Annotated in this window: 19 protein-coding genes and 2 pseudogenes; 8 read left to right on the top strand and 13 right to left on the bottom strand. The window is 73.5% G+C overall.

All coding sequences use genetic code 11. The annotated features are described in order from the left end of the window. Window positions 1-46 precede the first annotated feature (46 nt). The 4 genes and pseudogenes from lipB to NX801_RS11585 form a co-directional block, all read left to right on the top strand. Window positions 47-853 (top strand): annotated as a pseudogene (gene lipB / locus NX801_RS11600) (lipoyl(octanoyl) transferase LipB); the annotation flags it as partial. 309 nt (window positions 854-1,162) lie between these two features. Next, window positions 1,163-2,137, top strand: coding sequence for a lipoyl synthase (lipA, locus tag NX801_RS11595; RefSeq protein ID WP_258787367.1), 975 nt, complete (start codon window positions 1,163-1,165; stop codon window positions 2,135-2,137). 366 nt (window positions 2,138-2,503) lie between these two features. After that, entirely contained in the window at window positions 2,504-2,719 is a 216-nt protein-coding gene (locus NX801_RS11590) for an SCO2195 family GlnR-regulated protein (protein WP_258787365.1), read from the top strand. Between the two features lie 10 nt (window positions 2,720-2,729). Continuing rightward, window positions 2,730-3,437 carry a DUF4191 domain-containing protein gene (locus tag NX801_RS11585; protein ID WP_258787363.1) on the top strand — a complete coding sequence of 236 codons (708 nt, stop codon included), beginning with the start codon at window positions 2,730-2,732 and terminating at the stop codon, window positions 3,435-3,437. Window positions 3,438-3,710: 273 nt separating this feature from the next. Here the strand turns inward: NX801_RS11585 and NX801_RS11580 are convergent, their stop codons facing one another. Further along, window positions 3,711-4,178 (bottom strand): RDD family protein, encoded by a 468-nt coding sequence (locus NX801_RS11580; protein WP_258787361.1) that lies wholly within the window; start codon window positions 4,176-4,178, stop codon window positions 3,711-3,713. A 317-nt stretch (window positions 4,179-4,495) separates the two neighbouring features. On the opposite strand from NX801_RS11580, the gene glnA reads away from it, so the two are divergent. Continuing rightward, entirely contained in the window at window positions 4,496-5,905 is a 1,410-nt protein-coding gene (gene glnA / locus NX801_RS11575; protein ID WP_258787360.1) for a type I glutamate--ammonia ligase, read from the top strand. 328 nt (window positions 5,906-6,233) lie between these two features. Here glnA and NX801_RS11570 read toward each other — a convergent pair whose 3' ends face one another. The 7 genes from NX801_RS11570 to NX801_RS11540 form a co-directional block, all read right to left on the bottom strand. Beyond that, window positions 6,234-7,034, bottom strand: coding sequence for an HNH endonuclease (locus NX801_RS11570; protein ID WP_258787359.1), 801 nt, complete (start codon window positions 7,032-7,034; stop codon window positions 6,234-6,236). 322 nt (window positions 7,035-7,356) lie between these two features. Continuing rightward, window positions 7,357-7,674: a type II toxin-antitoxin system PemK/MazF family toxin gene (locus tag NX801_RS11565; protein WP_258787352.1), complete on the bottom strand. Its 318-nt coding sequence runs from the start codon at window positions 7,672-7,674 to the stop codon at window positions 7,357-7,359. Next, window positions 7,671-7,955 (bottom strand): hypothetical protein, encoded by a 285-nt coding sequence (locus NX801_RS11560; RefSeq protein WP_258787350.1) that lies wholly within the window; start codon window positions 7,953-7,955, stop codon window positions 7,671-7,673. Before NX801_RS11560 ends, NX801_RS11565 begins: the two co-directional genes overlap by 4 nt. Before the next feature lie 131 nt (window positions 7,956-8,086). After that, window positions 8,087-8,626 (bottom strand): universal stress protein, encoded by a 540-nt coding sequence (locus NX801_RS11555; RefSeq protein ID WP_258787348.1) that lies wholly within the window; start codon window positions 8,624-8,626, stop codon window positions 8,087-8,089. Beyond that, on the bottom strand, window positions 8,623-8,799 hold the full coding sequence (locus NX801_RS11550; protein ID WP_258787347.1) for a hypothetical protein: 177 nt from the start codon (window positions 8,797-8,799) through the stop codon (window positions 8,623-8,625). The genes NX801_RS11555 and NX801_RS11550 overlap by 4 nt, the downstream gene beginning before the upstream one ends. 152 nt (window positions 8,800-8,951) lie before the next feature. Continuing rightward, window positions 8,952-10,217, bottom strand: a complete 1,266-nt coding sequence (locus NX801_RS11545; protein ID WP_258787344.1) for an SLC13 family permease — start codon at window positions 10,215-10,217, stop codon at window positions 8,952-8,954. 171 nt (window positions 10,218-10,388) lie between these two features. After that, a complete protein-coding gene (locus NX801_RS11540; RefSeq protein WP_258787341.1) occupies window positions 10,389-10,664 on the bottom strand; it encodes a hypothetical protein in 276 nt (91 codons plus the stop codon). 121 nt (window positions 10,665-10,785) lie between these two features. On the opposite strand from NX801_RS11540, the gene NX801_RS11535 reads away from it, so the two are divergent. After that, complete coding sequence (locus tag NX801_RS11535; RefSeq protein ID WP_258787339.1) at window positions 10,786-11,148, top strand: arsenate reductase family protein; 363 nt, start codon at window positions 10,786-10,788, stop codon at window positions 11,146-11,148. Between the two features lie 27 nt (window positions 11,149-11,175). On the opposite strand, the gene NX801_RS11530 is transcribed toward NX801_RS11535, so the two are convergent. Next, on the bottom strand, window positions 11,176-12,072 hold the full coding sequence (locus NX801_RS11530; RefSeq protein WP_258787338.1) for a Gfo/Idh/MocA family protein: 897 nt from the start codon (window positions 12,070-12,072) through the stop codon (window positions 11,176-11,178). A 252-nt stretch (window positions 12,073-12,324) separates the two neighbouring features. Between NX801_RS11530 and glnII the strand changes: the two genes are divergently transcribed. Together glnII and NX801_RS11520 are read left to right on the top strand one after the other, a co-directional pair. Beyond that, on the top strand, window positions 12,325-13,356 hold the full coding sequence (gene glnII, locus NX801_RS11525; RefSeq protein WP_258787336.1) for a glutamine synthetase: 1,032 nt from the start codon (window positions 12,325-12,327) through the stop codon (window positions 13,354-13,356). Window positions 13,357-13,882: 526 nt separating this feature from the next. Next, window positions 13,883-14,467: a winged helix-turn-helix domain-containing protein gene (locus tag NX801_RS11520; protein WP_258787329.1), complete on the top strand. Its 585-nt coding sequence runs from the start codon at window positions 13,883-13,885 to the stop codon at window positions 14,465-14,467. Between the two features lie 205 nt (window positions 14,468-14,672). On the opposite strand, the gene metX is transcribed toward NX801_RS11520, so the two are convergent. From metX to NX801_RS11500, 4 genes and pseudogenes are all read right to left on the bottom strand, one after another. Continuing rightward, window positions 14,673-15,842 (bottom strand): homoserine O-acetyltransferase MetX, encoded by a 1,170-nt coding sequence (metX, locus tag NX801_RS11515; protein ID WP_258787328.1) that lies wholly within the window; start codon window positions 15,840-15,842, stop codon window positions 14,673-14,675. Between the two features lie 194 nt (window positions 15,843-16,036). Then, window positions 16,037-17,407: pseudogene (locus NX801_RS11510) on the bottom strand (bifunctional o-acetylhomoserine/o-acetylserine sulfhydrylase); the annotation flags it as partial. A gap of 696 nt (window positions 17,408-18,103) precedes the next feature. Beyond that, on the bottom strand, window positions 18,104-19,591 hold the full coding sequence (locus NX801_RS11505) for a PepSY-associated TM helix domain-containing protein (protein ID WP_258787326.1): 1,488 nt from the start codon (window positions 19,589-19,591) through the stop codon (window positions 18,104-18,106). Window positions 19,592-19,641: 50 nt separating this feature from the next. Further along, entirely contained in the window at window positions 19,642-20,514 is an 873-nt protein-coding gene (locus NX801_RS11500; protein ID WP_258787325.1) for a hypothetical protein, read from the bottom strand. Window positions 20,515-20,593: the final 79 nt, after the last annotated feature.

Below are 20,593 nucleotides of genomic sequence, written 5' to 3'. Positions count from 1 at the left end.
GCAGGCGCCCGCGGGGTTCTAGGGAGGCATTGCCGTGAGTGAGGCCGTGAGTGAGCTGCGATTCGTGCGTCTGGGCTTCGGCGCGGAGGCCGTCGACTACCGGGCGGCCTGGGACCGGCAGCGCGAGGTCCATGCGGCCCGGTTCGCGGACGAGGTCCCGGACACCTGTCTGCTCCTGGAGCACCCGCCGGTCTACACGGCCGGCCGCCGCACCCTGGAGAGCGAGCGCCCGCTGGACGGCACCCCGGTGGTGGACGTGGACCGGGGCGGCAAGATCACCTGGCACGGCCCGGGCCAGCTCGTCGGCTACCCGATCCTGAAGCTGCCCCGGCCGGTGGACGTGGTGGCCCATGTCCGGCGGCTGGAGGAGGCGCTGATCCGTACCGCCGCCGACTTCGGCCTGGAGACCACCCGGGTCGAGGGGCGCAGCGGGGTGTGGGTGCTGGGGGACCCGGTGTCCGAGCGGCCGGCCCTGGGCGGGCTCTCGCTGGACTTCGACCCCCGCCTCCAGGACGAGGAGTTCGACCCGCGGCTGAACGGCCCCGAGTACGCCCCCTCCAACGCCGGGCAGCGGCGCGAGGACCGGAAGCTGGCGGCGATCGGCATCCGGGTGGCCAAGGGCGTCACGATGCACGGCTTCGCACTGAACGTGAACCCGGACAACACCTGGTTCGACCGGATCGTGCCGTGCGGCATCCGGGACGCCGGGGTCACCTCGCTCGCCAACGAGCTGGGCCGGGACGTGACCATCGCCGAGGTGCTGCCGGTCGTCGAACGCCATCTGCGGGACGTCCTGGAGAACGCCGACCTCCGGCCCCGGCGGGTGGAGCCCACCGGTTCCGAAGCGGTCGCGTCTCCCGGCGCCGGGGCCGCCATGTCCGCGACGGCGCCCGGCCCCGGGGTCGCCGAAGCCGCCGGAGCCCCCGGGCCGGGCGCCGGCACTCCGGCGGCTGCCTTCGGGCCGGGTGCCGGGATTCCGGCGGAGGCCGCCGGATCCGCTGCCGAGCCCGGCAGCGGCGCTCCCGCCGGGGCCGCCGAGGCCGCCCGATAGGCCGAACGAGGAATGCTCTCCGCCGGCCCTCGGTTGGCCGGGGCGTAGGGCCACATTTTTCACGGGCGTACCCTGGTGTTCGCCGAGGAATCCAAGCCGTAGGAGCCAGCCGTGTCCGCAGTCGCACCCGACGGACGCAAGATGCTGCGCCTGGAGGTCCGGAACAGCCAGACCCCCATCGAGCGCAAGCCCGAGTGGATCAAGACCCGGGCGAAGATGGGCCCCGAGTACAACCAGCTCCAGAAGCTCGTGAAGACCGAGGGCCTGCACACCGTCTGCCAGGAGGCGGGCTGTCCCAACATCTTCGAGTGCTGGGAGGACCGGGAGGCGACCTTCCTCATCGGCGGCGACCAGTGCACCCGGCGCTGCGACTTCTGCCAGATCGACACGGGCAAGCCGCAGGCGCTGGACCGGGACGAGCCGCGCCGGGTGGGCGAGTCGGTCGTCACCATGGACCTGAACTACGCCACCATCACCGGCGTCGCCCGCGACGACCTGGAGGACGGCGGCGCCTGGCTGTACGCGGAGACCGTGCGGCAGATCCACGCCATGACGGCGGACCGGGAGGGCGGCCACACCAAGGTCGAGCTGCTGATCCCGGACTTCAACGCCGTCCCCGAGCAGCTGGCCGAGGTGTTCTCCTCGCGCCCCGAGGTGCTGGCCCACAACGTGGAGACGGTGCCCCGGATCTTCAAGCGGATCCGCCCCGGCTTCCGGTACGAGCGGTCGCTGGAGGTCATCACCCGGGCGCGCGAGGCCGGGCTGGTCACCAAGTCGAACCTGATCCTCGGCATGGGCGAGACCCGCGAGGAGGTCAGCGAGGCGCTCCGGGACCTGCACGAGGCCGGCTGCGAGCTGATCACCATCACCCAGTACCTGCGGCCCTCGGTGCGCCACCACCCGGTGGAGCGCTGGGTGAAGCCGATGGAGTTCGTGGAGCTGAAGGACGAGGCCGACGAGATCGGCTACTCCGGTGTGATGTCCGGTCCGCTGGTGCGTTCGTCGTACCGGGCCGGCCGGCTCTTCCAGCAGGCGATGGAGGCCCGCGAGTCCGCCGTGGCGGCTCCGGCCGCCCAGGCGGTGTGAAACCGCTCACAAGGTATTACTGGCCGGTAGCGGCCGACCGGACGCGGCTCGTCCGTTCCCGCAGCTAGCGGGCGCGGACGGGCCGCGTCAACGTTTTCGGGCGGCGCGTCAAGGTTTCATCACTGTTTGACCGGTGGGTCACGCGCTGGTAACACCAGTGAGTGAAGCTGGTTTCACCGAACGCGCACGGCCTTCCGGACCACCGGTGCCGTACGCGCCCGGCACCCGCGCCACCCGGCACCACCCCCGCAGGTCCCGCCGCACGTCTCGTACGCCCCGTACGTCCCCTTCGCATCCCCGCGTACGTCCCCGCCCCGCAGGTCTCCCCCACTCCCGACGAACCCGCTCCTGGGGAGGAAGCCCGTCATGCAGGCCGCGCCGCAGCAGGTACACGCCCAGCCCGTCCCGTCCTTCACCGGTGCCCTGCGCGCCGTCGAGGCGCTGCTGCTGGGCGGCGGCCAGCGCACCGCCCGGCGCAACGCCTGGACCTCCGTCATGGAGGACCGCCGCCGGGCCCGGGACCGGGTGGAGGCCCAGCACGTACTGGAGGCCGTGGCGGACCGCGCCTCGCGGGCCACGTAAACTTCACGACATGGCGAGGAAGGCACAGACAGACAGCGGGGACGCCGCTGCGAACCCGGGGCGGCTCAAGCAGATCGCCCTGACGTACAAGATGACCCGGCGGTCCGATCCGAAGGTCGGTCTTGTCGTCGCGGGCGTGGGCATCCTCGTCTTCGGCGTGCTGCTCGGCATCGGATTTCTGATCGGGCACCCGGTCTATCTGGGCATCCTCGGCTTCGTCCTGGCCTTCCTGGCGATGGCGATCGTCTTCGGGCGCCGCGCCGAGCGGGCGGCCTTCGGCCAGATGGAGGGCCAGCCGGGCGCGGCGGCCGCCGTGCTCCAGAACGTGGGCCGCGGCTGGACGACCACCCCCGCGGTGGCCATGAACCGCAGCCAGGACGTGGTGCACCGCGCGGTCGGCAAGGCCGGCGTCGTCCTGGTCGCCGAGGGCAACCCGAACCGGGTCAGGGCCCTGCTGGCGGCCGAGAAGAAGCGCATGGCCCGGATCGTGGTGGACGTGCCGGTGCACGACATCGTCGTGGGCGACGGCGAGGGCCAGGTGCCGCTGAAGAAGGTCCGTACGACCATGCTGAAGTACCCCCGGGTGCTCAGCGGCCCCCAGGTCACCGCCGCCAACGACCGGCTGCGGGCCATGGGGGACATGATGAGCAACATGCCGCTGCCGAAGGGCCCGATGCCCAAGGGCATGCGGATGCCGCGCGGCGGAAAGATGCGCTGACCCGCCCCTGAACGCGAGGGCGCCCCGGTGATCCGATCACCGGGGCGCCCTTCGTCGTACGCCGTACTCGTCACGCCCCGCGCCGTACGCCCGGCAGGGTCAGCCCCGCGGGACCGGCGGTACGGGACCAGCCGGACGGACAGGAGCAGCGCGGGCGGGGGCCACCGGGGGTCCCCCGGATTCCCGGACCTCCAGAACCCCGGATCTCCGGCCCCCGGGCCCGTACGCCTCAGATCCGTCCAGATCCGTTTGTTCGGATCGGTCTGGATCTGTTCAGATCCGCACCTGCACGGCGCCGGAGAACCGGTCGTGCAGCCCGCGTCCGTCCCGGTCCCAGATCAGCGCGGGGATCGCCAGACAGAGCAGCACGCTGCGCACCACGACCCGGCCGAAGCCGAGCCGGCGCCCGTCCACCCCGATCACCCGCAGTCCCAGGAGCCGCTTGCCGGGGGTGGAGCCGACGGTGCCGACGGTGAGCAGACTCAGCACCAGCAGCACGGCGGGCGCCCAGTTGCCCGCGGCCGTCTGGTCACCGCGCGCGATGAGCCCGTATGCGATCAGCAGGCAGAGGGCCCAGTCGATGAAGATGGCCCCGAAGCGGCGGCCGAGCGGGGCGACGGAGCCGGGGCCCTCCTGCGGCAGACCGAGCCGTTCGCCCCGGTAGCCGAAGTCGGCGCCCATCTCCTCGGCGGCCGCGCGCGGCCCGGAGAGCCACGATCCGATTGCTTCCCTGTTGTCCACCCGACCACGGTACTGGGCTCCCCGCGCGTCCCCGCCGTCCGGGTGCCCCGGCCACCGGCGGACGGCGGACGGCAGACGGCAGACGGCAGACGGCAGACGGCAGACGGCAGACGGCAGACGGCAGCACGACTCCCCGGGCTCCCGACTCCCCCTCCGGCTGTTTCCGGCCACCGCGTCCGGTTAACTTCGGCGAAACAAATGGGTCATGCTTGAGAAACCGCCGGTGCCTATGGTCGGCTCCAGCGTGTGCCACCGCACTGGCCGCACGACACAGCTGCAACCCCGCCCCTCCCCCGGGTGGGAGTAGGAGGAGTTGGATGTTCCAGAACGCCGATGACGTCAAGAAGTTCATCGCGGACGAGGACGTCAAGTTCGTCGACGTCCGGTTCTGCGACCTGCCGGGCGTGATGCAGCACTTCACGATCCCGGCCAAGGCGTTCGACCCGGCCGACGAGCTGGCCTTCGACGGCTCGTCGATCCGCGGCTTCCAGGCCATCCACGAGTCGGACATGGCGCTCCGCCCCGACCTGTCGACGGCCCGGGTGGACCCGTTCCGCCGGGACAAGACGCTGAACATCAACTTCTTCATCCACGACCCGATCACGGGCGAGCAGTACAGCCGCGACCCGCGCAACATCGCCAAGAAGGCCGAGGCCTACCTCGCCTCCACCGGCATCGCGGACACCGCGTTCTTCGGCCCGGAGGCCGAGTTCTACGTCTTCGACTCGGTGCGCTTCGCCACCACCGCCAACGAGGGCTTCTACCACATCGACTCCGAGGCGGGCGCCTGGAACACCGGCGCGGTCGAGGACAACCGCGGGTACAAGGTCCGCTACAAGGGCGGCTACTTCCCCGCCCCGCCGGTCGACCACTTCGCGGACCTGCGCGCCGAGATCTCCCTGGAGCTGGAGCGGTCCGGCCTGGAGGTCGAGCGCCAGCACCACGAGGTCGGCACCGCCGGCCAGGCCGAGATCAACTACAAGTTCAACACCCTGCTCGCGGCCGCCGACGACCTGATGCTCTTCAAGTACATCGTGAAGAACGTCGCCTGGCGCAACGGCAAGACCGCCACCTTCATGCCGAAGCCGATCTTCGGCGACAACGGCTCGGGCATGCACGTCCACCAGTCGCTGTGGTCCGGCGGCGACCCGCTCTTCTACGACGAGCAGGGGTACGCCGGCCTCTCCGACACCGCCCGCTACTACATCGGCGGCATCCTCCGGCACGCCCCGTCGCTGCTGGCCTTCACCAACCCGACGGTGAACTCCTACCACCGCCTGGTGCCCGGCTTCGAGGCCCCGGTGAACCTGGTCTACTCGCAGCGCAACCGCTCCGCCGCGATGCGCATCCCGATCACCGGCTCCAACCCGAAGGCCAAGCGCGTCGAGTTCCGCGCCCCGGACCCGTCCTCCAACCCGTACCTGGCCTTCTCCGCCCTGCTCCTGGCCGGCCTGGACGGCATCAAGAACAAGATCGAGCCGGCCGAGCCGATCGACAAGGACCTCTACGAGCTGGCCCCCGAGGAGCACGCCAACGTCGCCCAGGTCCCGACCTCCCTCCCGGCCGTCCTCGACGCCCTGGAGGCGGACAACGAGTACCTCCAGGCCGGCGGCGTCTTCACGCCCGACCTGATCGAGACCTGGATCGACTACAAGCGCACCAACGAGATCGCCCCCATCCAGCTCCGCCCCCACCCCCACGAGTTCGAGCTGTATTTCGACCTCTAAAGATCAGGTCCGGGCGACCTGGGAGGGTTCCTGGAAACAAGCGTTGACCTGCGGAAACGCTGCCCAGCAGTACTCGCTGTTCCCGCTTGCTTTCCGCCCTCTTGCGCACCGCGTGCGCACCGCTGATCCTCTGACGTAGCGTCAGCAACAGTGAGGCCACCACTCCCGTCGGGGTGGTGGCCTCACTCACACCCTCGCCGGCCTCCTCGGGCACGAAGATCAGGCGTTCGCCCTTCGCCGGTACGTCCACCGTGTGACGGGCGCGGTCGAGAAGGCCCGCAAGGCGATCGGCCGGCGCTACCGGTGACAGCCTGAAAGTGCGTGCCGCCTACCGGCTTTCGGTTGTGGGCGGCGGCACTTCCGAAATAGCGCGCGCTACGAACTCGCGGTAGCGGTCCACCTCTGCATTGAACTCAGAGTTGTCCATGTCCAGAGGCTCCGACTTACCAGGTAGCCCCGCGAGTTCACGCAGAGACGGCTCGAAATCGGGATCCAAGCCCTTGTGGCACGTGCCGCAGAGCGTGACCAAGTTTTCCTCTGCCGTGGGGCCGTGCATACGCCACGGGACGAGATGGTGCACGTGGATCTCTAGATCAGTGTGGTCAGTCGCCTTGCGGCCACACACAACACAGCGGTAGCTGTCCCGCTTGAGTACCTGCATCCGGAGTTTTCGGGTAGGTGCCCGGCGAGTCACAGATTCGTCGGGCAGATGGCCCGTCCCGAAGAAACCGAACCCGCCAACCTCTATCGCGCCGTCGTGCATGCACTCGCTGGGCCCCACAACTTCGGGAAGGCGCACGTCGGCCAGCCCCTTCTCGACGAGTGCATTTCCACCGATCCTCAGGTACATGGCCAAGCTGGTGTCGTCATGCACCGCTACCCAGCCCTGCCCCAGCTCGGTCCATGCGCGCGTCATACCTGTCGGATCCATCAAGCTAGCGGCACGAATCTCCCAGCCAGGATGTCGTTCCGACTGCCCCACCCAGTGCGTCTGCGCGCTCCAGAAAGGTCGCCCTCGACGGTTAACCCCGAGCGTAAGCGCGTAGTAGTCACCGTCGGGCGCGAAGCGCTTCATCTGCTGAAAGGTCTTCTCCAAACCGGCCTCGCCGGCAGACCGCTCCTCATCCATGAGGTGACTGTCGCACGGGGCACTGACACCCAGGCAGATGCTGCCGCGCATCCAACGGGCGGCAGAAGACCATACAGCCCATCAGCAGTGTGCACCCGACGTGCACCCATGGGCCATTAGGGGTCGGACTACGCAGGTCAGAGCGTTCCTGTAGCTGCACTTCGACCTCTAGGACCGCCCCGGGCCCAGGCGGATCTCCGTCGGCCCGAGCCGTCCCCGCCGCCGGCCGTGTCCTTCCGCATCGGGAGGCGCGGTCGGCGGCCTCTGTCATGCCGGACCGAACCCCGCTCGCGCTGTCCCAGGCCGCCGTCTCGCGTGGGCCCTACAAGGCGAGGACGTGACGAAGGGCCGAGGCCACCCGCATCATCGTGGGCGCCGAGAGGGCACCCAGATCAGCCTTGATCTCGTCCCGGTACAGGGGCCCCAGATCGTCACAGAGGATCCGTCCGACCAGCGGGTCGTCCGGTCCTAGCTCGACGATGCTGGCGAGCGACGGCTTCGGGGACGTGGTGACGCGGACGACGAGTACGTCGTGGAGAGCACGGTTGCGCGCGTTGTTGGAGACGACGAGCCAGGGCTTGAGCCCCGAGCCCAGGTCCGCTCGGTAGACCCGCCCCCGGACCGGAACGATGTCAGTCATTCACCCGTCCCTACGCGGCTCCGGCGACGGGTGCCACGAGAGCGCATGGCCGCCTCGTGAGCGCGGTCTTCCTCATCGTGGGATGCCGCGAGCGCGGCGTAGCCGTTTTCCATGACCTTCTCCTGTATAGCCAGGCGGCCGGCGTTCAGGAGCACACGGAGCACCTCGGCCTCCGAGGCACCGGCGTCCACCTGGGTGCCCGTCACCTGCCCGAGCGCCAGGTTCTCGGGAGAACCCGGCTCTCGCACGCGGTCCACGGTCTCCCTGACCAGGTCGTCCAACGAGACGCTCTTCCGAGTCACAGCTGTCATGCTGCACAGTATGCAGCATAGAATGCAGCACTACAAGCCGGAAGTTCCGCATCACCATCTCGGCGCATTCCGGTGCGGGCCATGCCCCCGCTCGGGCCGCTTCAGGCCGCCGTCTCGTGCCGGTCGGGGTCGGTGGGCGGGGTGGTGCGGCGGAGGAGGCGGGCTTCGCCGGGGAGGAGACGGGGGCCGGGGACGGTGAGGACGGGGCAGCCGGCGTGGGCGAGGACGTAGCGGGCGACGGGGCGGCGGTGGAGGCGGGCACGGAGGCGGCCGGCGGGTGGGGCGGCCCCGAGAACCAGCAGGTCGTCGGGGCGGTGGGCGACCGCGCAGAGGGCGGGGCCGGGGGCGTTTCTGATCACCCGGCAGACGAGGTGGAGGTCCGTGGGGAGGCCGCCGAGCGCCTCGTCGAAGGCACCGAGCAACCGTTGCCGGGCCTCCCGGGCCCAGTGGGCGGCCCACTCGGAATCGGGCCGCTTCACGTAGAGGGCCCCGCCCTCCGGGGGCTCCCAGGCCAGTACGGCCTCCAGGGTCCGGCCGTCCCGGCGGGCCTCCAGGGCGCCGCGCCGGAGCGCCGCGAGGCCGGCCAGCGAGCTGCTGACGCCGACCACGACCCGGCCGCGTTCCGGTGGTGGGGCGGTCACCCGGGCCTCCCGGGGTGACGACTGCCGCGGGTCGGCCGGCCGCGCGGGCGGCGGCCGAGGGTGGCGAGCAGCGCCCGGATCCAGGCGCCTACGGGCAGTGGGTCCGCGAGGCGTTCTTCGCGGTGGCGCTGGATCTCTCGCTCCGTGCGGTCGGTGAGGGTGCTGAGTGGCATGTGGGCTCCCCCCTAGGGAATGCCAATCTTTGAGTGGGGAGAGCCTGGACCCGGTATTGGGGTGCGGCAAAGGGCCAGTCGTGGATGTCTGGACTGGTTTTTCATTCCCGCCTGGTGTGGGTCCCTGCCTCCGGATCGGCGGTGCGAAGGGATCAGGGGCCGATGAGGGTGAGGGTGGACCAGAGGGCGAGGACGGAGAGGAGCAGGGCGGCCGGGGTGGTGGCGAGGCCGAGGCGGGTGAAGCGGGCCAGGTCGACGGTGTGGTCGTGGCGGTGGGCGACCCGGCGCCAGAGGAGGGTGGCCAGCGAGCCGGTGTAGGTGAGGTTGGGGCCGAGATTGACGCCGAGGAGCACGGCGAGCAGAGCGCCCGGGCCGGAGGGGGCGGCCAGCGGGAGCAGGGCCAGGACGGCGGGCAGGTTGTTGATCAGGTTGGCCAGGACGGCGGCGACGGCGGCCGTGCCGAGCAGGGCGGGCAGTGAGGTGCCGGCGGGGAGGACGTGCGCCAGCGCCGTACCGAGGCCGTGGTCGACGACGGCCCGGACGATGATGCCGAGCGCGACGACGAAGGCCAGGAACGGTACGGCGGCGGAGCGCACCAGGGCGACCGGGGTGGTGTGTCCCCGGCCGAGGGCGCGTACGGCGAGGACGGCGGCCCCGGCGGCGGCGACCCAGGCGGGTTCGACGCCGAGCGCGGAGGCGACGGCGAAGCCGGCCAGGGTGGCGGCGACGGTGATCAGGGGGAAGAGGGGGAAGGGCTCGCCCGGGGAGGGGGCCGGGGCCGGTGGCTCCGGGGCCGCGCCGGGCGGGGTGTCGAGGTCGGCGGCGAAGAAGCGGCGGAAGACGGCGTACTCCACGGCGATCGCCACCAGCCAGGGCAGCACCATCAGGCCGGCGAAGTGCAGGAAGCCGATCCCGGCGGCGGTGAAGGCGAGCAGGTTGGTCAGATTGGAGACCGGAAGGAGGAGGGAGGCCGTGTTGGAGAGGTGGGCGCAGGCGTAGACGTGGGGCGCCGGGCGGACCCCCATCCGGGCGACGGTCGCGAAGACCACCGGGGTCAGCAGGACCACGGTCGCGTCCAGGCTGAGCGCGGCGGTGATGGCCGAGGCCAGCAGGAAGACGCCCGCCAGCAGCCGGCGCGGCCGGCCCGCCGCCCAGCGGGCCGTACGGGCGCCGCAGGCCCGGAAGAGGCCCTCGTCGTCGCAGAGTTTCGCCAGCACCAGGACGGCCGCCAGGAAGCCGACGACGGGGCCGAGCCGCTCCGCCTCCGCCAGCGCGTGGCCGGGTTCGACGGCCCCGGCCACGACGACCAGGGTGGCGGCGGGCACGGCGAAGACCGCCTCGGGCAGTCCCCGGGGCCGGACCACGGCGCACACCAGCACCACGAGCAGGGCCAGGACGGAGAGGATCTCGGCGGTCATGCCGGGGATCATGCCCCGGGACCGTCCGCGCACCTCGCAGGGGGTGCTCCCCGCTCGTGTGCCCGGCCGCGCACGTGGCGAAGGGGCCGCGCGCCCGGGGCCCGTCCGTGCCCGGCCGCCGGGTGGCGGGCCGGACACGGACCGGGGGGCGCGGAACAGGGGTGGACGGGGTCAGCGGCCGTAGCGGATCAGGCCGCGGACCATGCGGCAGGTGGTGTCGGAGGGGCGGCGTATCCCGATCTGGGCGGCCACCTGGCGGATGGTCTCGTCACCGGCCCGGGAGGGGTGATGGACACCCGCGTCCAGCAGGGCGATGGCCAGCCGCATGGCCTTGAGGCGGCGGTTGTGGGAGACGTACCACTCGCGCGGACGGCCGGGCGGCAGGGGCTCCTTGCGGACGGGTTCCCAGGGTTGGAGGGACAGGGTCGTGAGCGCGGCGACGGCCATCGGCGACCTCCTGGTCAATGGTGCGGGAGCCCTCCCCCGGGCCCCCTCAACTGCCTCCATTTTACGGCCCACCACTGACAATCGTCCCTGGCCAGACGGTATGCGGGGGTACCGTGACGGCATGGAGATCTGGATCAATCCCGCGTGTTCCAAGTGCCGTGGCGCCCTCCGGCTGCTGGAGGAGGAGGGCGCCGACTACACCGTGCGGCGCTATCTGGAGGACGTACCGACGGCGGACGAGCTCCGGGACGTACTGGCCCGGCTGGGGCTCGAACCGTGGGAGCTCACCCGCACCCAGGAGGCCGCCGCCAAGGAGCTGGGCCTGAAGGAATGGCCGCGTACGGCGGAGGCCCGGGAGCGCTGGATCGCGGCGCTCGCCGCCCACCCGAAGCTGATCCAGCGCCCCGTCATCACGGCCGACGACGGCACGGCGCTGGTCGCCCGCACCGACGAGGCGGTACGGGAGGCGCTGGGGCGTTCCTGAGCCGGGGCGGCGCCGGGCGGGGCGGCTTCAGGGGGCGGCGGGAGCGAGGCGGGATTCGGCGGTGGCCAGGATCTCGGTGAGCCGCAGGCCGAAGCGGACGTCGCAGGGGTGGGGCTCGCCGGTGCGTACGGCGGTGAGCAGGGCGTCGACGGCCGCGCCGAAGGAGGCGACGGCGTCGGCCCAGGAGGGCATGACCGCCCGGCCCCGCTCGCCGAAGAGTTCGAGGCCCGCGTGGGCCGCCTCCGGCGGGGCGCTCAGGCTGAGGGTGACCGTGGCGCCCGCACCCGACGCGTGGCGGAGCAGCAGATGAGTGGTGTCGCCGGGGCCGGCCACCGCGTCCACCCCGGTCACCTCGCCCAGCACCGGCAGCAGCACCGAGAGAAGGTGCGGGCCCACGTCCCAGAGGCCGCCCTTCTGGCGCCGCCAGGGCGAGGCGGCGTACGCGCTCGTCGACCCGTCCGCGAACAGTGAGCCCAGCCAGTGCGCCCGGGCCAGGAACCAGCCGCCCCGCTCGGCCTGTTCGGCCACCCAGGGCGCGGTGCCGGCGGCGAACCGCAGGGTGCAGAAGACGACGGAGGACACCCCCGCCCCGGCGGCCGCCCCGGCCACCTCGCGGGCGCCGGCCACGGTGGTGGCGACCGGCTTGTCGAGGAGCAGATGGCAGCCGGCCGCGGCGGCCCGGGCGGCCAGCGGGGCCTGGACGTCCGGCGGCAGGGCCAGGGCCACCGCGTCGCTGGCGGCGAAGAGCGCGTCCACGTCCTCGTACGCCCGGGTGGAGTGGGCCGCGGCCAGCTCGGCGGCGGCCTCCGGGCGCCTGCCCCAGACGCCGCTGAAGGTGACGCCGGGGTGCGCGGCGAGGGCCGGGGCGTGGGTGCGGCCGGCCCAGGGGCCGGTGCCGAGGAGTCCGATGCGTGGCTTGCTCATGCCCGCCAGTCTGCCTGTCGTACGATCAGGCCGCCGGAGAGGGGTGGGGGCGTCCGGGGGACGCCCGGGGCCGGTGGGGTAACACGGGGTTCACACCCGGGCAACGGACGGGAAACCGCGTCCTGCGACGCTGCGGCGCGTGTCCCGCGACACTGCCGGACACAGCGCGCAACGACAGCGCATCACCCGCGCCACCCGCACCGCCCGCACGACTCCGGGGAGGGGAGCGCACCACTCCGAGGATGAGAGCCCGTGACCTTCAAGGCCGAGTACATCTGGATCGACGGCACCGAGCCGACCGCCAAGCTCCGTTCCAAGACGAAGATCGTGACCGGGTCGCCGGGGGCCGTGGCGGAGCTGCCCGTGTGGGGCTTCGACGGATCCAGCACCAACCAGGCCGAGGGCCACTCCTCGGACCGCGTGCTGAAGCCGGTCTTCTCCTGTCCGGACCCGATCCGGGGCGGCGAGGACATCCTGGTGCTGTGCGAGGTCCTGGACATCGGCATGACGCCGCACTCCTCCAACACCCGGGCCGCGCTGGCCGAGGTGGCGGAACGGTTCGCCGCACAGGAGCCGGTCTTCGGCATCGAGCAGGAGTACACGTTCTTCAAGGGCAGCCGGCCGCTCGGCTTCCCCGAGGGCGGCTTCCCGGCGGCGCAGGGCGGCTACTACTGCGGCGTGGGCTCGGACGAGATCTTCGGCCGGGCGGTCGTCGAGGCGCACCTGGACAACTGCCTCAAGGCCGGCCTCGGCATCTCCGGCATCAACGCCGAAGTGATGCCCGGCCAGTGGGAGTTCCAGGTCGGCCCGCTGGCGCCGCTGGAGGTGGCCGACCAGCTCTGGGTGGCCCGCTGGCTGCTCTACCGCACCGCCGAGGACTTCGACATCTCGGCGACGCTCGACCCCAAGCCGGTGAAGGGCGACTGGAACGGCGCGGGCGCGCACACCAACTTCTCCACCAGGGCGATGCGTACGGGGTACGACGCGATCATCACCGCCTGCGAGGCGCTCGGCGAGGGCTCCAAGCCGATGGACCACGTCAAGCACTACGGCGCGGGCATCGACGACCGGCTGACCGGGCTGCACGAGACCGCGCCGTGGAACGAGTACTCGTACGGCGTCTCCGACCGGGGTGCCTCGGTGCGCATCCCGTGGCAGGTCGAGCGGGACGGCGAGGGGTACATCGAGGACCGCCGGCCGAACGCCAATGTGGACCCGTACACGGTCACCCGGCTGATCGTGGACACCTGCTGCACCGCGCTGGAGAAGGCCGGCCAGGTCTGATCCGGGCGTGGTGCGTACGGCGCCGGAGGGCGCCCGCCTTCGTCCGTCCGGACGGGGGCGGGTGCCCTCCGTCCGGACGGGGGGCGGGTGCCCTCCGGCGTACGGGGAGGCCGGCGGCCGGTGGTCTTCGGCGTGCGGGGAGGCGGGGGCCGCGGGCCTTCGGCGCACGGGGAGGCGGGGGCCGGTGACGTCCGGTGGGCGGGGAAGCCGGGGGCCGGGGGCCTTCGGCGGGGCCCGGGCGGACGGCTGCCGGGAGGCCCGTCCGGGAGATCTGGCGGAAAGCGCCTGGGAACCGGGGCGTTACATCTGGTTCAATGGGCGCATGGCCAGCCTCCGGAACACCGCTACGGGTCGCGATGACCTTGAGCCGTTCTGGCCTTCCCGCCAGCACCACGACTTCGACCGTGCGTGTCGCCGCGCGATGAACGCGCCGGCCCTCTAAAGCCCCTCCGCGGCATCCGCCCGCCGGGCCTTCGGCCGTCGCGCTGACGTCTACCGTCCCTTCGCGCGAAAGAGCTGACCTGTCATGGCGAACACCCGATCCTCCTCTGTCCTCTCCGCCACCACGGCCACCGCCCCCCTGCCCGGACGGCACCGACTCCGGGCCGTCGGCCGGGACGAGGTGGCCCAGCCGGCCGCCGCCGTGCCCGGTGCGACGGCCGCCCCCGCCGCCCTGGACGTCGCCGAGCTGCTGGCGCCCGGCACCACCTGGCTGCCCGCCCCGCCGAACGCCCTGCCCGCGCTGCCGGGCCAGCCGCCGATGGTCGGCTACCTGGTGCTGGTCCCCGCCGAGCAGGCCGCGGCCGCCCCGGCGGAGGAGCAGCCGCCCCCGGGACCGGTCTCCATCGACGGCGCCCGGCGGACCGCCCTGGTGGACGGGCGGCCGCTGGATCTGACGTATCTGGAGTTCGAGCTGCTGGCCCATCTGGTCGCGCATCCCCACCGGGTGCACACCCGCGACCAGTTGGTCACCACCGTCTGGGGCTACGGGCACGTGGGCGACGGACGCACGGTCGACGTCCATGTGGCCCGGCTCCGGCGCAAGCTCGGCGCCGAGCACCGCCACACCATTCAGACCGTGCGCCGGGTCGGCTACAAGTACACGCCCTGAGCTGCCCGAGCTGCCTGGCCCACCGACCCGCTGACCTGCTGACCCGTTGACCTGTTCTGTCGCGGGGCCGCCCGTCCCGCCGGGAGTGTGCCGGGGCCGCGCGCGCCGGAGGCCCGTACGGCTCCGGCGCGCGCGGTGGCGGGGGCGTACCGGCACGGCGGGCGCGGTGGGCACGGCGGGGGCGTACCGTCCGTACGGCATCCGGTCAGCCGGCGGTGAGGAGTTCGCGGACGAGGGCTCCCACCTGGTCCGCCTCGATGAGGAAGCCGTCGTGTCCACTGGCCGACGCGATCACCCGCACCCGGTCGGCCCCCGGCAACCCGGCGGCCAACTCCCGCTGCTGGGACAGCGGGTAGAGCCGGTCGGAGTCGACGCCCGCCACGATCGCGGGCATCGTCGCGCGGCGCAGCGCAGCCCGGGTGCCGCCCCGGCCGCGCCCCAGGTCATGGGCGTTCATCGCCTCGGTGAGCGTCAGATAGCTGCCCGCGTCGAAGCGGGCGGCCAGCTTGGCGGCGTGGTGGTCCAGGTACGACTCCACCTGGTACCGGCCGCGCCGCCCCGGCCCCGCCCCCGGACCGGCGGCCGGGTCCCCGGGGGCCTGCGGCAACCGGCCGAACCGGGCGGCGAGTTCGGGCTCGCTGCGGTACGTGACATGGGCGATCCGGCGGGCGATGCCGAGGCCCCGGTGGGGGCCGCCACCGGGCGGGGCGTCATGGTAACGGCCACCCGCCCACCGGGCGTCGGCGCGGATGGCGGCGGCCTGCACCGAGGCCCAGGCGATCTGCTCCGCCGAGGCCGCGGCCGGACAGGCCAGCGCCAGCAGCGCCCCGGTGCGCTCCGGGTGGCCCACCGCCCACTCCAGGGCCCGCATCCCGCCCATCGAGCCGCCGATCACCGCGGCCCAGCGGCCGATGCCCAGGGCGTCGGCGAGCCGGAGTTCGGCCGCCACCTGGTCGCGCTGGGTCAGCGCCGGGAAGTCCGGGCCCCAGGGCCGGCCGCCGGGCCCCGGCGAGGCGGGCCCGGTACTGCCCTGGCAGCCGCCGAGTACATTGGGCGCGACGACGAACCAGCGCCGGGTGTCCAGGGCCCGGCCGGGCCCGACGAGCGCGTCCCACCAGCCCGGTGTCGGGTGCCCCGGACCGGCCGGGCCCGCGACATGGCTGTCACCGGTCAGCGCGTGCAGCACCAGCACCGCGTTGGAGGCGTCGGGCGCGAGCCGCCCCCAGGTCTCGTACGCCAGCCGGGCCCCCGGCAGCGACTCGCCCGACTCCAGCGGCAGCGGCCGGCCGAGCGCGCACCAGGACCGGTGGCCCGGCGGGTCCCCCTCCCGCCAGGCGCCGGTGGCCGGCGGAAGGGTGCGCGCACCGGTGGTCACCGCGCTCAGAGCACGCCCTTCACAGCTGCCCCGGCCTCGATGTCCGGCCCGGGAGCGACGCCCTGCGCGACGGCCGTCCCGGCGGTGTTCCCGGCCACGCTCCCGGCGGCACCGTCGGCCGTGCCCCTCGCGACGGTGGGCTCGGCGGCACCGTCGGCCGTGCCCTTCGCTACGGCGTTCCCGGCGGCACCGTCGGCGGCGCCCTTGGCGGCGCGGAAGCCGGCCGCCAGGTCGGCCTTGAGGTCGTCCACGTGCTCCAGCCCGACCGAGAGCCGGACGAAGCCGGGCGACGCCCCGGTGGCGGCCAGCTGTTCGGCGTCCAGCTGGCTGTGGGTGGTGGAGGCGGGGTGGATGATCAGGCTGCGTACGTCTCCGATGTTGGCGAGGTGGCTGAACAGCTCGACCGCGTCCACGAACCGCTTGCCCGCCTCCGCGCCGTCCGCGAGCTCGAAGGAGACCACCGCCCCGGCGCCGCGCGGCAGATAGCGCCGGGCGGCCTCGTGCCAGCGGCTGGACTCCAGACCCGGGTAGTGCACGGCCGAGACCTCGTCCCGGCGCTCCAGCCAGCGGGCCAGCTCCAGGGCGTTGGCGGTGTGCCGCTCGACCCGCAGGCTGAGCGTCTCCACACCCTGGAGCAGCAGGAAGGCGGAGTGCGGGGAGAGCGCGGGGCCGAGGTCGCGGAGCAGCTGGACCCGGAGCTTGACGGCGAACGCGCCGGGCCCGAGGTCGGGCCAGTAGCGCAGCCCGTGGTAACTGGGGTCGGGCGCGGTGAAGTCGGGGAACCGCTCGGGGTGGGCGCCGAAGTCGAAGGTGCCGCCGTCGACCACCACACCGCCGATGGTGGTGCCGTGGCCGCCGAGGAACTTGGTCGCGGAGTGGACCACGACATCGGCACCGTGCTCCAGCGGGCGCAGCAGATAGGGGGTGGGCACGGTGTTGTCCACGATCAGCGGCACCCCGGCCGCGTGGGCCGCGTCGGCGACGGCCCGGACGTCCAGGACGTTGCCGCGCGGATTGCCCAGGCTCTCCGCGAAGAACGCCTTGGTCTCCGGACGGACGGCCGCCGCCCAGGCGCCGATGTCGTCCGGGTCGTCCACGAAGGACACCTCGATGCCCAGCCTCGGCAGGGTGTGCCGGAACAGGTTGTAGGTGCCGCCGTAGAGGGAGGCGCTGGAGACGATGTGGTCGCCGGCCCGGGCCAGGGTGAGCAGCGCCAGCGTCTCGGCCGCCTGCCCGGAGGCGAGCGCCACCGCCGCGACCCCGCCCTCCAGGGCGGCGATCCGCTGTTCCAGGACGTCCTGGGTGGGGTTGTGGATCCGGGTGTAGATGTTGCCGGGCCGGGCGAGGGAGAAGAGGTCGGCGGCGTGCTGGGTGTCCTCGAAGACATAGGACGTGGTCTGGTAGATCGGCACCGCCCGCGCCCCGGTGGTGGGGTCGGGCTGGGCCCCGGCGTGGATCTGCCGGGTCTCGAAGGACCAGGCGGCGGGGGCCGGGGGTTCGGCGGGCGCCGCGGTGGGCTCGGGCGGGTGCCCGGCGGTGACGGCGTCGATGGGCGGCTGGCTCATGCTGACCTCGTACGTTCTCGCGCTGTCCGGCTCGGTCTCGGTGCGGGGCGCCGGCTCTGGTGGGGGCCCGGGGAAAGGGAGCGGGCGGAGCCGGTGTCGCGACGGTACGGCCGCCGGCGGCGGGGGCGTACCGCCTTGGCCCAGTGGCCATCAACTCGCCACACGGCCGCAACACAGGGGCGGAGCGGGCCCTTTGGCCGCGGCACAGGGACGGCGCGGCGTCTCCGGCCACGACAGTCACGACAACCGCGACAACCGCGGTACAAGGGCGCGGCGGGCCGCTTCCGCCACAGCGCGAGAGCGCGGCCGGCCACCTCGGCCGCCACCCGCCGGCCCGGTCGGCGCCGACCCCGCACGGCATGGGGCCGCAACCGCTCCCGCCCCGGTACGCCCCCGGTACGCACCCCGCACGGCACAGCCCGCGCCCGCCCCTGCACTTGACCCCGCACGGCCCGTGCCCGCCCCGGCACGCACCCCGCACGGCACACGCCGCCCCCGCCCCGGTACGACCCCGGCACGGGCCGCTCCCGCCCCGGCACTTGACCCCGCACGGCCCGAGCCCGCTCCGGCACTTGACCCCGCACGGCACACGCCGCCCCCGCCCCGGTTAAGGACCCGGCTCGGACCCCGTACGCCACGGGGCCGGGCCCGGCGGGTGTGCCGGGACCGGCCCCTGGGACCGCTCGGGAGGTGGGTTCAGGAGGCGCGAGCCGGGCGCCGGGTCCTGGCCAGCGCCCCGAGCAGCACGTCCACGGCCAGGAAGGCCAGCAGGCTCAGTCCCAGCAGCGGCACGAACCAGCCGACCAGCGCGGTGGCCCCGGCCAGCGGGAGAACCAGGGTGACCGGCACCTTCCGCCAGGCGCCGCGCGGCACCGGACGGCCGAAGCCCAGCGCCCGGTCCCGGGTGGGACGGCGCAGCCACCAGAGCCGGTAGCCCCAGAGGATCAGTCCGATGAGCGCCAAGGCGAGTGCGGCGAGGGCCAGTTGGTTGGCGAGGCCCAGGAAGACCCCCATATGGGCGTCGATGCCGAACCGGGTCAGCTTGGCCGGCAGCGGGTGGTCCGCGAACCGGAGCCTGTCCATGACCGTGCCGTCGGCCGGGTCGAGGGCGACCGCGTCCAGATGGACCGGGAACTGGGTGTCGGTCTGCCTGACCACATAGCCGGTGCCCTCGGCCGGCACGGTCACCGAGATCTTCCCGTCCACGCCGACCCCGCGTGCCGCCTCGACGGCCCGGTCGATGCCGATGTCGGTCCCGGCGCCCGGGGCGCCCGCGTGCGCAGCCGCCGGCGGGGTCGTACCGTGTCCGGCGCCGTGGCCCTCGTGCCCGCCGCCGACGGCCGGGGCCGCGCCGTCCAGGGTGGCGGCGACGGTGGGCGTGGCGCCGCCGAGCCGGTCCTTGACCGCGCCGATGTTCTCGCCCGCGTACGCGGACCAGGTCAGCCCGGTCGCGGAGAGCAGCACCAGACCGGCCGCCGACCAGAGGCCGACCGAGCCGTGCCAGGAGAGCGTACGGCGGCGGGAGGCCGGGCCGCTCTCGGGCAGCACCAGCGCGCGCCGGGCGGTGCGCCGGCGGCCGAGCCAGAGCAGCACCCCGCCCAGCGCGACGACCCACAGCCAGCTCGCGGCCAGCTCGCTGTAGACGCGCCCGGGCTCGCCCAGCAGCAGATTGGCGTGCAGCTGGTCGATCCAGGTGCGCAGCGGCAGGGCGCCGGAGCTGCCGTAGCTCGGCAGGGCACCGCGTACCTCGGCGGTGTACGGGTCCACGAAGACGGCCAGCGACCGGTCCTCCGGCACCTCGGGTCCGGCCATCAGCACCCGGGTGGTGGCGTCCTCCTCGGCGGCGGGCCAGACGGCGGTCACGGTGGCGTCGGGGTGGGCCTTCCGGGCGGCCTCCACCTGCTCGGCGAGCGGCAGCACACGCTCGCCGACCGGGGCGGTGAGCTCATGCCGGTAGACGATCTTCTCGGCCTGGAAGGAGAGCGCGTAGAGCAGTCCGCTCACCGCCGCGACGAGCAGCAGCGGGGATATCAGCAGGCCGGCGTAGAAGTGCAGGCGGAGGAGGAGCGGACGCAGCGCACCCCGGGCGGAGGGGGTGGGGCGGGCGGGGGTGTCGCCGCCGTGCGGGCCGTCGCCCGGGGTTCTGTCGGGTACGCCGTCGCGTACCGGGGCGTCAATGGCCATGACTGTCCTAGGAGTCGGTGTGTGACGTCTGCGGGGAAGCGGCCCCCGGGTCAGACGTGAACGGCTCCGGGGGTCGAGGCACGGGGTACGGACGCCCGGGGCGGTCCGCGCCGGGACAGGCTGTGGGCGAGGACGACGCCGCGAAGACGCGGGACGGTACGGCTCCGAGGGCGGGCCGGCCGGTCCGGCGCGGGCACCGGAACGGCGGTGAACAGCGGGCGCAGCGGGGTGAAGGCCAGGACGGCGGCGGTCCGGGCGAGCCGGAAGAAGGCCGCCTCGCCCCGGGCCAGCCAGAGGGCGCAGACGGCGGCGGCGAGCAGATGGACGGCGACCATGCCGGTGGAGAGGCCGAGCAGCCCGGCGACCGCGCCGAGCACCGAGTCGCCGCCACCGGAGGCACCGGAGATGCCGGAGGCACCAGGAAACCCGGAGGTACCGGAGCCGTGGAGCGCCGCTCCGGGCCCGCCGGCCATGCCGGACATCCCGCCGCCGTGCGCGGTCATGCCGTGCGCCGCCACGTCATGCGCGGTCATGTCGTGCGCGGTCATGGAGTGGGACGCCATGTCGTGGTGCGTCGTGCCGGAGGACATGGGGGGCACCGCGCCGGGACGGGACATGCCGTGCCCCGGGCGGCCGCCCGCGCCGCCCATGGAGGCGTGGCCGCCCGCGCCGCCCATGAAGGTGAGGTGCAGCAGTCCCTGCACGGCGAGCAGGCCCGCGCCGATGCTTGTCGCGCCCCGGCGGCGGCCGCCCGCCAGCCAGGCGAGCCCGGCCGTACCGGCGAAGGCGGCGAGCAGCGTTCCGCCCGGCAGCTCGTGCGCCGACATCGACATCGACGCGTGTCCCACGGCGGCCAGTGTCACGCAGACCACGGCGAAGAGCACGGCACGGAGCGCGCGCATCGGGGACCGGGCATTCGTCATGGTCCGCTCATGCTGCCATGCGGACCGGACGGCCGTTCAGCCGGTGGCGGAAGCGCTGTCCGGCCCGGTCCCGAGCGGG

Source organism: Streptomyces pyxinae (assembly GCF_024756275.1).
Classification (GTDB): Bacteria; Actinomycetota; Actinomycetes; order Streptomycetales; family Streptomycetaceae; genus Streptomyces; species Streptomyces pyxinae.
Note: the sequence above shows the minus strand (reverse complement) of the source record. Positions and strands in the feature narration are given on the sequence as shown.

Coding starts and splice junctions, on each gene's coding strand:
- NX801_RS11590 (WP_258787365.1), top strand. CDS start 2,504: ATGCAGGCCGCGCCGCAGCAGGTACACGCCCAGCCCGTCCCGTCCTTC.
- NX801_RS11585 (WP_258787363.1), top strand. CDS start 2,730: ATGGCGAGGAAGGCACAGACAGACAGCGGGGACGCCGCTGCGAACCCG.
- glnA (WP_258787360.1), top strand. CDS start 4,496: ATGTTCCAGAACGCCGATGACGTCAAGAAGTTCATCGCGGACGAGGAC.
- NX801_RS11570 (WP_258787359.1), bottom strand. CDS start 7,034: ATGGATGAGGAGCGGTCTGCCGGCGAGGCCGGTTTGGAGAAGACCTTT.
- NX801_RS11565 (WP_258787352.1), bottom strand. CDS start 7,674: ATGACTGACATCGTTCCGGTCCGGGGGCGGGTCTACCGAGCGGACCTG.
- NX801_RS11550 (WP_258787347.1), bottom strand. CDS start 8,799: ATGCCACTCAGCACCCTCACCGACCGCACGGAGCGAGAGATCCAGCGC.
- NX801_RS11545 (WP_258787344.1), bottom strand. CDS start 10,217: ATGACCGCCGAGATCCTCTCCGTCCTGGCCCTGCTCGTGGTGCTGGTG.
- NX801_RS11540 (WP_258787341.1), bottom strand. CDS start 10,664: ATGGCCGTCGCCGCGCTCACGACCCTGTCCCTCCAACCCTGGGAACCC.
- NX801_RS11535 (WP_258787339.1), top strand. CDS start 10,786: ATGGAGATCTGGATCAATCCCGCGTGTTCCAAGTGCCGTGGCGCCCTC.
- NX801_RS11530 (WP_258787338.1), bottom strand. CDS start 12,072: ATGAGCAAGCCACGCATCGGACTCCTCGGCACCGGCCCCTGGGCCGGC.
- NX801_RS11520 (WP_258787329.1), top strand. CDS start 13,883: ATGGCGAACACCCGATCCTCCTCTGTCCTCTCCGCCACCACGGCCACC.
- NX801_RS11505 (WP_258787326.1), bottom strand. CDS start 19,591: ATGGCCATTGACGCCCCGGTACGCGACGGCGTACCCGACAGAACCCCG.
- NX801_RS11500 (WP_258787325.1), bottom strand. CDS start 20,514: ATGACGAATGCCCGGTCCCCGATGCGCGCGCTCCGTGCCGTGCTCTTC.